The sequence below is a fragment of the Micromonospora sp. DT4 genome (assembly GCF_049841675.1).
Lineage (GTDB): Bacteria > Actinomycetota > Actinomycetes > Mycobacteriales > Micromonosporaceae > Micromonospora.
Map to the genome: position 1 here is coordinate 1 of NZ_JBNCKT010000150.1, position 10,266 is coordinate 10,266.

14 protein-coding genes are annotated in these 10,266 nt (G+C 71.1%); 7 read left to right on the plus strand and 7 right to left on the minus strand.

Features of this window, described 5'->3' with window-relative positions; genetic code table 11:
• Positions 1–64 precede the first annotated feature (64 nt).
• On the minus strand, positions 65–598 hold the full coding sequence (locus tag ACLQ24_RS26550) for an NERD domain-containing protein (RefSeq protein WP_425894435.1): 534 nt from the start codon (positions 596–598) through the stop codon (positions 65–67).
• A 132-nt stretch (positions 599–730) separates the two neighbouring features.
• Here ACLQ24_RS26550 and ACLQ24_RS26555 point away from each other — a divergent pair, with 132 nt between their 5' ends.
• Positions 731–1,870 (plus strand): site-2 protease family protein, encoded by a 1,140-nt coding sequence (locus tag ACLQ24_RS26555; protein WP_425894436.1) that lies wholly within the window; start codon positions 731–733, stop codon positions 1,868–1,870.
• 121 nt (positions 1,871–1,991) lie between these two features.
• Here the strand turns inward: ACLQ24_RS26555 and ACLQ24_RS26560 are convergent, their stop codons facing one another.
• A complete protein-coding gene (locus tag ACLQ24_RS26560) occupies positions 1,992–3,269 on the minus strand; it encodes an FAD-binding protein (protein ID WP_425894437.1) in 1,278 nt (425 codons plus the stop codon).
• A complete protein-coding gene (locus ACLQ24_RS26565) occupies positions 3,266–4,018 on the minus strand; it encodes a hypothetical protein (RefSeq protein ID WP_425894438.1) in 753 nt (250 codons plus the stop codon). Before ACLQ24_RS26565 ends, ACLQ24_RS26560 begins: the two co-directional genes overlap by 4 nt.
• A 120-nt stretch (positions 4,019–4,138) precedes the next feature.
• Here ACLQ24_RS26565 and ACLQ24_RS26570 point away from each other — a divergent pair, with 120 nt between their 5' ends.
• Positions 4,139–4,561 (plus strand): hypothetical protein, encoded by a 423-nt coding sequence (locus tag ACLQ24_RS26570; protein WP_425894439.1) that lies wholly within the window; start codon positions 4,139–4,141, stop codon positions 4,559–4,561.
• Positions 4,562–4,574: 13 nt separating this feature from the next.
• Here ACLQ24_RS26570 and ACLQ24_RS26575 read toward each other — a convergent pair whose 3' ends face one another.
• Positions 4,575–5,504 carry an LLM class F420-dependent oxidoreductase gene (locus tag ACLQ24_RS26575; RefSeq protein WP_425894440.1) on the minus strand — a complete coding sequence of 310 codons (930 nt, stop codon included), beginning with the start codon at positions 5,502–5,504 and terminating at the stop codon, positions 4,575–4,577.
• A gap of 97 nt (positions 5,505–5,601) precedes the next feature.
• Between ACLQ24_RS26575 and ACLQ24_RS26580 the strand changes: the two genes are divergently transcribed.
• Together ACLQ24_RS26580 and ACLQ24_RS26585 are read left to right on the plus strand one after the other, a co-directional pair.
• Entirely contained in the window at positions 5,602–5,913 is a 312-nt protein-coding gene (locus tag ACLQ24_RS26580; protein WP_425894441.1) for an ArsR/SmtB family transcription factor, read from the plus strand.
• A gap of 1 nt (position 5,914) precedes the next feature.
• Positions 5,915–6,445, plus strand: a complete 531-nt coding sequence (locus ACLQ24_RS26585; protein WP_425894442.1) for an SRPBCC family protein — start codon at positions 5,915–5,917, stop codon at positions 6,443–6,445.
• Positions 6,446–6,458: 13 nt separating this feature from the next.
• On the opposite strand, the gene ACLQ24_RS26590 is transcribed toward ACLQ24_RS26585, so the two are convergent.
• The gene (locus ACLQ24_RS26590; RefSeq protein WP_425894443.1) at positions 6,459–7,496 is read right to left on the minus strand and encodes a hypothetical protein; all 1,038 of its coding nucleotides are present in this window, start codon (positions 7,494–7,496) and stop codon (positions 6,459–6,461) included.
• Positions 7,496–7,765 carry a hypothetical protein gene (locus ACLQ24_RS26595; RefSeq protein ID WP_425894444.1) on the minus strand — a complete coding sequence of 90 codons (270 nt, stop codon included), beginning with the start codon at positions 7,763–7,765 and terminating at the stop codon, positions 7,496–7,498. Before ACLQ24_RS26595 ends, ACLQ24_RS26590 begins: the two co-directional genes overlap by 1 nt.
• Before the next feature lie 41 nt (positions 7,766–7,806).
• On the opposite strand from ACLQ24_RS26595, the gene ACLQ24_RS26600 reads away from it, so the two are divergent.
• Positions 7,807–8,706 carry an AMP-binding protein gene (locus ACLQ24_RS26600; RefSeq protein ID WP_425894445.1) on the plus strand — a complete coding sequence of 300 codons (900 nt, stop codon included), beginning with the start codon at positions 7,807–7,809 and terminating at the stop codon, positions 8,704–8,706.
• On the opposite strand, the gene ACLQ24_RS26605 is transcribed toward ACLQ24_RS26600, so the two are convergent.
• Positions 8,597–9,160 (minus strand): Uma2 family endonuclease, encoded by a 564-nt coding sequence (locus ACLQ24_RS26605; RefSeq protein WP_425894446.1) that lies wholly within the window; start codon positions 9,158–9,160, stop codon positions 8,597–8,599. The two genes, ACLQ24_RS26600 and ACLQ24_RS26605, sit on opposite strands and share 110 nt — an antisense overlap.
• A 257-nt stretch (positions 9,161–9,417) precedes the next feature.
• Here ACLQ24_RS26605 and ACLQ24_RS26610 point away from each other — a divergent pair, with 257 nt between their 5' ends.
• Positions 9,418–9,672, plus strand: a complete 255-nt coding sequence (locus ACLQ24_RS26610) for a type II toxin-antitoxin system Phd/YefM family antitoxin (protein WP_425894447.1) — start codon at positions 9,418–9,420, stop codon at positions 9,670–9,672.
• Complete coding sequence (locus ACLQ24_RS26615) at positions 9,669–10,043, plus strand: type II toxin-antitoxin system VapC family toxin (protein ID WP_425894448.1); 375 nt, start codon at positions 9,669–9,671, stop codon at positions 10,041–10,043. Before ACLQ24_RS26610 ends, ACLQ24_RS26615 begins: the two co-directional genes overlap by 4 nt.
• The last annotated feature ends 223 nt before the right edge of the window (positions 10,044–10,266 follow it).

Below are 10,266 nucleotides of genomic sequence, written 5' to 3' on the forward strand. Positions count from 1 at the left end.
GTGAAATCCTTGTTCCGCAAGCCCGAAGTCCGCTACGCCGCCTCCTGACCATCAACTATTTGCCTTACGGGTCAATACGTGGCACGGCCAGGAGCAGCTTCTTCAGGCCAGGCAGACCGGAATCGTGCCCTTCCAGGCCGTAAATGTGCTGGCCGCCGATTTCGTCAAGATCGGCACGCATCGCTCTCGCATGGAGGAACACGGCGGCCCCGACATAGGGCGTCGCCCGCTGCCGTCCGTGCTGCTTGGCGTAGTAGCGGATAAGGCTGGCCAGCCGCTTCGCCTTCCGGTTGGCCAGGATGTACGGGTTGTCCTCTGGGATGAGCCGGGAATTCGGTGCCCGCCGCACCCACTGGCTGCCGTCCCCGCGGATCTCGCCCTGCCAGTGCTTCAACTCCAACACGAAAAGCCCGCTCGGAGTGAGCACCAGGGCATCGACCTCGTTGATCGAGCCGTCTGCGCCAACGAACTCAACGTTCGTCCAGACGTGGTACGGGTCGGCGTCGGGCAGGTAACCGGCCAACTCGCGTAACCCGTCCTGCTCCCACACATACGAGCTGGAGTTGATCTGCTCCCAGCGCGGTGAATCCTCCCGCATCCGCCGCCCCTTCCGCCCTGGCCGTCCGTGTTTCGGCTCAGTCTGCGCACTTTACCGTTCAGGTGCCTGATCAGCGTCAACCGCCGCTTGCGCTGGGTGCATGGAAACGCCACCCGGGGGTATGTCGGTGGGATGAGGGCGAGTTTCCGGCTCGGCCGGATAGCGGGGGTGCCGGTCGGCGTCAACTGGAGCGTTCTGGTCATCTTCGCGCTTATCGCGTGGGGGCTGGCCGCCAACCAGTTTCCCCGCTCGTACCCGGACCGCTCACCGGTGGCGTACACCCTCGCCGGTCTGGCCGCAGCGGTGGTCTTCTTCGTCGGCCTCCTCGCCCACGAGGTGTCGCACGCCGTGGTCGCCAAGCGCAACGGGTTGACCGTCGACGGCATCACGCTGTGGCTGTTCGGCGGGGTGGCCGAGCTGAAGGGCGAGCCGCGCGACCCCGGCGCGGAACTGCGCATCGCGGGTGTCGGCCCGCTGGTCAGCCTGCTGCTCGGGGCGTTCTTCGGCGCCATCGCGTTGCTGATCACGCTCGCCGGGAAGGGTGGGTTGCTCTTCGGCGCGATCGCGTGGCTGGCCGGCATCAACGTGCTGCTGGCGATCTTCAACGTGCTGCCGGCCGCGCCGCTGGATGGTGGCCGGCTGCTACGCGCGGCGGTGTGGAAGGCCACCGGCGACCGGACCCGCGCGTCCGTGGTCGCCGCGCGGGCCGGCTGGGTGCTCGGCGCGCTGCTCATCGGCCTCGGGTTGTGGCAGTTCCTGTCCGGCGTCGGCTTCGGCGGCCTGTGGTTGGCGCTGATCGGCTGGTTCCTGATCGGCGCCGCCGGGATGGAGGAGCGGCAGGCCCGCACCGGAACCGCGCTGCGCGGAATCCGGGTCGTCGACGTGATGACGCCGCAGCCGCAGACCGCGTCGGCGGACATGACGGTCGCCGACTTCGTCGACCACTACCTCTTCGCGTACCGGCACTCGGCGCTGCCGCTGACCGAGCAGGGTCGACCGACCGGCCTGGTCACCGTCGACCGGGTGCGGGGCGTACCCGCCGAGCGGCGGGCGTCGACCACGCTGGCCGAGGTGGCCTGCCGGGCCGACGAGCTGGTGCTCGCCCAGCCGGGTGAACAGCTCAACGACCTGCTCCCCCGGCTCAGCGAGTGCGCCGACGGTCGCGCCCTGGTGGTAGGCGACGACGGCCGCCTGACCGGCATCGTCTCCCCCAGTGACATCAGCCGTGCCGTCCAACGCGGCGCCCTGCGCGCCCAGGCCGACTCTCGTTGATCATGGAGTTAGCGAGACGCAACCTCGATATGAGCGCCGCTAACTTCATGATCAACCGGGGGCGGGGGGCGGGGGGCGGGGGGAGGGGGGCGCGGGGCGGGGTGGGGGGCGGGCGGAACGGTCAGTGGGGGAAGTAGTGGTTTAGCTGGTCGGTCTGGAACTTTGCCCTTGGGTCCAGGTTGGTCAGCAGGGCGGCGAAGTCGGCGTAGCGGGGGTAGCGGGCGGCCAGCTCGGTCGGGTCGGTCACGAAGACCTTGCCCCAGTGCGGACGGGGCGCGAACGGCGTCAGGCGCTCCTCCACCACGGCCAGCACCGGCAGCACCGCCGCGGTGTCCTCGACCCAGGTGAAGTGGACCACGAAGCTGTCCCGCTGGTGGTTCGGGCTGAGCCACAACTCGTCGGCGGCCACCGTCCGCAGCTCACACACGTGCAAAACCGGTGCGATCAGGTCCGCCACGTCGGCCAGGGCGGCGAGCGCGTCGGCCGCCACGGCACGCGGCAGGTGGTACTCGGACTGCAACTCGTCACCGCTGCTCGGGGTGAACCCGAGCTTGAAGTGCGGCAGGCGCTCGTGCCACGGGCCCGGCTCGCCGAGTTGCGGGGTGCAGTTCTCCGGCGGCATGCCGAGCACCGGGTGCCGTGGCTGGTCGGCGGCGGTGGTGCCGAGCCAGTCCGCCTCCGGGGGCGCCTGGTCCGCGAGCTGCTTGCGCCACACCTCCCGCAGGCGCGGCGTACGCCAGTCGGTGAACACGCTCACGCTGTACGCCGAGTCGAACGCGTCGTCCAACGCGTCGGGGTCGAGGCCGAGCCGCACGTACTGGCGTAGCTCGAAGGCCGGCACCAGGTCCAGGGTGACCCGGGTGACCAGGCCGAGCGCGCCGAGCCCCACCACCATCCCGGCGAACGCCCCGGTGTCGCGGTCGACCCGCAGCAGGTCGCCGTCGGCGGTGACCAGTTCCAGGGCGGCGACGGCGCTGGCCAGGTTGCCGTGGGTGGGGCCGGAGCCGTGGGTGGCGGTGGCCACCGCGCCGGCGACCGAGATGTGCGGCAGCGAGGCCATGTTGGCCAGCGCGTACCCCTGGGTGTGCAGGTGTCGGGCGAGGTCGCCGTAGCGCATCGCGCCGCTCACGGTGACCTGGTCGCGCTCGCGGTCCACCTCCACGCTCGTGGGCAGGCCAGCGAGGCTGACCAGGTCGCCGTCGGTGTCGCCGAAACGGTTGAAGGAGTGCCCGGTGCCCAGCGCGCGGATACGTCGACTGCCGGCGACGAGACGGCGCACCTCGTCGAACGAGGTCGGCCGGTGGAACGTCTGGGCCGCGTACCGGACGTTGCCGGCCCAGTTGCGGCGCGGCACCTCGGGAGCTGCGGTCGACGTGGCGTTCGGTCCCGGGGTGGTCACGTGGCGGTCTCCCGATCGCTGGACTGCTGGTCGGCCAGGGCGACGACGAGGGCGGTTAGAACCGTATCCGTCTGGAACGTGTTGTAGCCACGTTGGGCGATCGGCAGACCCGCTCCGGTGGCCCGTTCGATCTCGCCCCGGGCCGCCTGCCGGGCCGACGCGTCGCCGGACAGCAGCGCGTCCTGGCCGCGCCGGATCAACCGGTCGACCCGGTCCATCGCATAGCCGCGCAGGCCGACCGGGAGGTCCGGGACGGCGAAAGCGGCGCGCCGCCGGGCGAGCAGGTCGACGAAGCGGTCTCCGGCATGCCGGGTGAGCGCTTCGGCCACCTGCTCGGGCTGCTCGCGGACCTGGTCGAGGACGAGCAACTCGATGGCGGGCCGGCCGTCGAGCGGGTGTCGGGCCGTCACCAGCTCACGCGGCACACCCTGCGCGGGCACCAGCAGCAGCCTCGGCGGTGTCGGGTAGCCGCCGCGTCGCGGCGGCTCATCGAGGACCACCGTGTCGACCTCGGCCCACCGGAACTCCCGGCGCAGACCGGGTCGTCGGATGCTGAGCCCGTCGGCGTGGATTCCGAACCGGAACGGCCGCAACGCGCTGACCAGCGCCACCGCGCCGAGCGCGATCGCACCCACCGCGATGATCGTCCGCAGCAGGGCGCCGTCGCTGGGATAGGCCAACAGGAGCACCCCACCGAGTACGCAGGCCAGGGCGAACGCACGGGCCCCCCGATTCCGGCGCAATTCCACCCGTGGACCCCCGTTTCGTGACCGTGGCGTCGGTCCCGACATCTTCCGCCAGACCGGGCACCGAGGACACCGGACGATCGGGCACGGTTGTTCTCGCCATCGTCGGGGAACCCTACGCCCATGAGCAGCTACCGTGATCCGGCCCCGCGAGGTGATGTCTTCCCGTCGGAGGAGGAGCTGGACCCGACCGGCACTGTGGTCGAGCCGGCCAGCGCGCCGCCGGGCGCCCGGTTGCCGAACCACCCGGCGCCCACGCCCGGCCCCCGTCCGACACCCGCTCCCGCTCCCGCGCCGACGCCCGTACCGGCGCCCGGGCCACCGCCTCGCGAGCCGGCCGGCGAGTCGCGGTCGATCGTGACGCGGCACCTGGACGGGTCGATCGAGGTGGTCACCGACTTCGACGGTGACGGGGTCGCCGACATCGTCCAGATCGACGTGGACGGTGACGGCGTACCGGACATCACCTATGTGGACAGCGACCGCGACGGCCGGCTGGACACCGTGCTGGGCGACCCGGGCCGGCGCGCGCAGCACCGCGCCTGACCGGGCGTCCGGCTCACAGGTTCGCCAGCACCTCGCTCGCCACCAGGTCGAGGTGGTCCAGGTCGCCCAGGTCCAGCACCTGGAGGTAGATCCGCTGGCTGCCGATCTTCGCGTACCGGCCGATGGTGTCCAGGACCTCGTCGGGCGTACCGGCGAGACCGTTGGCCCGCAGCTCGTCCGCGTCGCGGCCGATGGCGGCGGCCCGGCGGGCCACCTCGGCGTCGTTGCGCCCGCAGCAGAGCACGAGCGCGTTGGACCAGACCAGCTCCGCCGGGTCGCGGCCAATGTCGGCGCACGCCGCGCGGACACGGTCGAACTGCGCGGCCGAATCCGCGGTCGACGCGAACGGCAGGTTGAACTCGTCCGCGTAGCGGGCGGCCAGCCGGGGCGTCCGCTTCGGGCCCATGCCGCCGAGCAGGATCGGGGGGCGGGGCTGCTGCACCGGCTTGGGCAGGGCCGGGGAGTCGCTGACCGGGTAGTACGCGCCCGGGTGGCTGAACCGCTCCCCCGCCGGCGTGGACCAGAGCCCGGTGATGACCGCGAGCTGCTCCTCGAGCCGGTCGAACCGCTCGCCCAGGGCCGGGAACGGGATGCCGTACGCGGTGTGCTCGTCGCCGTACCAGCCGGTGCCGATGCCCAGCTCCACCCGACCGCCGCTCATCTGGTCCACCTGCGCCACCGTGATCGCCAGCGGGCCGGGCAGCCGGAACGTGGCGGCGGTCATCAGCGTGCCGAGCCGGATGTGGCTGGTGTCGCGGGCCAGTCCGGCCAGCGTGGTCCACGCGTCGGTGGGGCCGGGGTCGCCGCTCACCGAGCCCATCTTGAGGTAGTGGTCGGATCGGAAGAACGCGCCGAAGCCGGCGTCCTCGGCGTGGCGCGCCACCGCGAGCAGTTGGTCGTACGTGGCACCCTGCTGGGGCTCGGTGAAGATCCGCAGTTCCATGCTCCGAGCATAGATAGCCGCCTCCGCCGCCGCTCCGGGACGGCCGTCACGCTCATATCACTTGACAGGCATATGACGACAGCGGCATATTCGACGGGTGTCCACCGACGCGTTCACCGTCCTCGCCGAGCCCACCCGACGCCGGATCCTCGACGCGCTCCGCGCCGCCGACCGCAGCGTGAACGAGCTGGTCGACGGGCTCGGTGTCAGCCAGCCGGCCGTCTCCAAACACCTGCGGGTGCTGCGCGAGGCCGGCTTCGTCTCCTGCCGGGTGGCCGCCCGGCAGCGGATCTACCGCCTCGACCCCGGCCCGCTGCGAGCTGTCGACTGCTGGCTCGACCCGTACCGCGAGCTGTGGAGCCAGCACCTGGACGCCCTCGAACAGCACCTCGACAGTCAGGAGCAGTGACATGGACCGCGACGCCTTCCGCCCCAGCCCACCCGGCGAGGTGTACACCGAGCACGCCGACGGCGGCGCGACCCTGGTGTTCGTCCGCGACCTGCGGCATCCACCCGCCGCGGTCTGGGCGGCGCTGACCGACCCGGCCCAACTCGCGCAGTGGGCCCCGTTCCTCGTCGACCGCGACCTCGGCAGCCCCGGCGCCGCCGTGCTCACGCTGGTCGACGGCGGGACCTCCGTGGAACAGACCGCGGAGGTACGCCGGGCCGAGCCGCCCCACCTGCTCGAATACACCTGGGGCGACGACCTGCTGCGCTGGGAGCTGACCCCCTCGGACAGCGGCACCCGGCTTACCCTGCGACACACCGTCGCCGACCGGGGTGCGCTGCCGATGGTCGCCGCCGGCTGGCACCTCTGCCTCGACGTGGCCGACCGGCTGCTCGACGGCGACCCGGTCGGCCCCATCCGGGGCGCCGAGGCCAAGGACTTCGGCTGGCCCGCGCTGCGTGACGGGTACGCCGATCAGCTCGAAGCGGAGTGACCGGCGGCCCCGGTCAGACGTACGGCCGGGTGGCGTACGCGGTGCGCAGCGCGGCCAACCCGGCCGACTTCGGCGACAGGGTGCCCCACCCGGAGTTGAAGTAGTTGGTCCGCGCGATGAGAGGCCCCCGCTCGGCGTTGAGCTGGGCGATCGCCGCCGGAACGGTGGCGATCCAGGCCGGCTGGTTGGGGATCTCGGCAGCGCGCACCCCGTACTCCGCGATGATCACCGGCCGGGACAGCGCCACCGGGCCGAGATCCGCCACCGCCCAGTCCTTCGTCCGGCGGAAGCGGGCCAGCGCGGTCTGCCCGACGGCCGTCGCGTAGACGTTCCACTGGAGGTAGTCCAGCCGCGACATCAGTGACTCGGGGTGGGTGCGCTGGAAACACGCTCGGTCGAAGCCACCCAAGCCGACCGAGAAGGTCGTCCCGGTGGGCAAGGTCCGGGCCTTGAACCAGGTGACGATGTAGGTCACGGCCTGCACCGCCCGCGCGTCCGACTCGGCCCAGGTGTACGCCTTGCCGGCCTCGGTCGTGCCGAACTCGTGGTCGGTGTCCAGCTCGGACGCGAGTTGGATGTTCACCCCGAAGCCGAGCGCCCGGTACTGCGACAGGGCACGCGCGAACAACCCGTCGCACTGGCCGTTGAGCACCTGGGTGTACCCGTACGCCTTCGGCCAGGTGGTGCCGGGGCGTTGCTGGATCGTCATCGCCGGGGCCGGAACGGTGTAGGTGACGCCGTCCACGGTGAAGGTCTGCGGCCCGGCGTCGCCGGCGCCGTAGTGCTTCAACTCCAGCACCATGTTCATCTGCACGCCGGCCTTGCCCAGGTTGACCAGCCATGGCCGGTTGTAGCCGGGGAAGATGAAGCCGTCGGCGAAGCTGCGGTACTGGGTCAGCGAGCGGAAGTTGCCGCCGGCCATGTCGGCGGTGGGGTCGGCCCCGCCGGACAGGTAGTAGCCGCCGAGCACCGGTTGGCGCAGGCTGTAGTCGACCCCGGTCGTGGCCGTGTTGCCGGCCGAGTCACGGACCTGGACGGTGACGCGGGGCATCACGCCACCGCCCGGTACACGGCCACGGAGCCGTTGTCGGAGACCCGGGTCCAGGTACGCCCGGAGTTGTCGGAGACGTTCACGGTGAGCGGGTCGATGACCGCGGTGACCTTGACCGGCGCGCTGCTGTTGCCCTGCGCGTCGGTGACCACGATGGTGACGGTCAGCGGTTTGGTGTCGGCGTCGGAGTACGTGACGGTCAGTAGCATCTGGTCACCCGGCGCGAAGACGGATGCGTTCAGGGCTGCGGTCGCGGTAGGAGCCGCCATGACAGGGCCTCTCTGATTCGGTCGCCGGGTCGGGCGTGCGGATGAGCGACGCCGGACGAGGCGGGATCCACGATGCGTGGGTCGGCGGGGCACGTGCGCGACGCGCCGGTGGGCGACGTCGCCGGCGGTGGACGGTGACACCGCTGCGGGCGCCCGTAGCGGTGTGGGGGGCGGCCGAGCCGTACGCCTCGTCGGGGCCGGCGGCTGTGCCGGGCCCGTACCGGCGAGGCCGGACCGGGTGGGGGGCGCGGCACCGGCCCGGACCATGCTGTCCGTGCCGGGCCCGAGGACGGGGATGTGGCCCGACATCCGCCGCCTCTTCGCCTGCCTCCAGGGTGCTCTACCAGGGGCTTTACCGTCTTGTCCGGTTAGCGACAAACGCCCCGGTGTCGGCCTATGCGTCGGCCGTGGGGATAGCCGATCGAAAGCTCGCCGACAGCGCGCTGTGCTGGACTACCGGCGTGCCGCGAGCCGACGAGACGTGCCTGCACGACCTGGTGACCGAGCAGGCCGCCCGGACGCCCGACGCGGTGGCCGTGCTGGCCGACGACGGGGTGCTGCGCTACGCCGATCCGGTGGCCAGCGCCAACCGGCTCGCCCATCGCCTGCGCGCTCGCGGGGTCGATGTGGACATCCCGGTCGGGGTCGTCGCCCAACGTGGGGTCGACCTGGTCGTCACGGTGCTCGGGGTACTGGTCGCCGGCGGGGCGTACGTGCCGCTCGACCCGGATCTGGCCGCCGAGCGGCTGGGCTACCAGCTCGACGACGCCGATCCGCCGGTGGTGCTGCTGGCACAACGCCACCTGCTAGCCCGCGTGAATCCGGCGTGTGTCAAAAACTCTGGTCGAGGTGGTCGGCGGGAGACGACTGGAGCAGCCACGCCAACGGCATCTTGGCGTGTTCCTCGTAGGAGCCGTCACCACCCAGCCGGTGCAGGATGACCGTCTGCGCCCCGTCGCGGTCCACCACCCAGTACTGCGGGATGCCCGCCGACGCGTACTCGCGGACCTTGGTCACCGAGTCCATCGCCTCTGAGCCCGGTGACACGATCTCCACCACGAGCGCGATTTCGGTCACCGCGGCCCAGACGCTGCGGCCCGGCGGCTTGCGCCACACGCTGAGATCGGGAATCCGGCCGCCGTCACCATTCGGCCCGGAAATGCGGACCCCGACGGCTTGCAGCACCTGCTCGGCGGGCCAACCAGCCATGATCAGCCAAGCGAAGAGCCGACTGGCGATCGTAGCGTGTTCCGAATCAGGCGGCGGCATGACCGACAGGACCCCCTCGGGGCTGGTCTCGTAGCGGTGGCCGTTCGGGTCGGCGGAATTCATCGCCGCGACGTCGTCGAGCGTCACGACGGCGGGCATGTACATGCCAACGGCCTCGGCGCTCATGGCCCACATCCTAATGGCGAATGGCCGCGCTGGTCGCCTACGTGGCGCTCCTCGGTCCGTGTACCTGACCGGAGGCTGCGCCGGGTCACCCGCCCCGCCGGCTCATCGCGCAGGCTCAGGGCCGTGGCGAGCCGACCCTCCATGGGTACGGACTCGGAAGAGTCAGGCGTCCCGGGCCCCGAGCAGCGAAGACCGCTGACGCATGCGGGCCAAGCAGGCTAAACTAATCGCTTAGCTAAGCGAGGAGGTTGCGCGCCGTGTCGGCTGAGGCAGTGCACTACAACATGCATGACGCCAAGACCCATCTGTCGCGCATCATCGAACGGGTGGAACGCGGCGAGGAGATCATCATCGACCGGGCGGGCACCCCGGTGGCGAAGGTCGTACCGCTGGTCCGGCGGGCTAACCGCACCGCAATCGGCTCCCTCGCCGGCCAACTGGACCTCTCCGGTGACTGGGACTCACCACAGACCAACACCGAGATCGCCGACGACTTCGGCATCGGCGCATGAACCTGCTGTTGGACACTCACGTCGCGCTCTGGGCCATCACCGGCGACCCGACGCTCGGCAGCGAGTTGCTCGATCGACTACGCCACGAGCCGGACATCTTCCTCTCCCCGGTCACCCTGTGGGAGATCACCATCAAACAGAGCACCGGGAAACTCGCCGGCCCCCCTGACCTTGCCGAGCGGGTAAGAGACATGGGCTTCCGGGAACTCCCGGTGACCCACGTCCACGCCATCGCCGCCGGCCGCCTGCCATCGCATCACCGCGATCCCTTCGACCGCATGCTGGTGGCACAGGCAATCACCGAAGGGCTGACCCTCGCCTCCCGCGACCCGTCGATAGCGCTGTACGACGTGGACGTCCTCAAGGTGTGATCAGCTCGGTCCACATCGGATCGACACCCCGCCGCCGGCTGGCGCGGACGCGGCCGGCGTGGCGGCCAGTATCGCAGCCGCCGAGCCAAGCCTCGGAGCGCGGATCGTGGCGGCGTGGAGATGCTGACCAGATCCATGCCAGTCCCAGCTAGGGCCTGTCTTGTGGATCATGGTTGGTGGGGTAGGAACATCACGGGTGTCCGGAGTGTTACCCGAGCGCTAT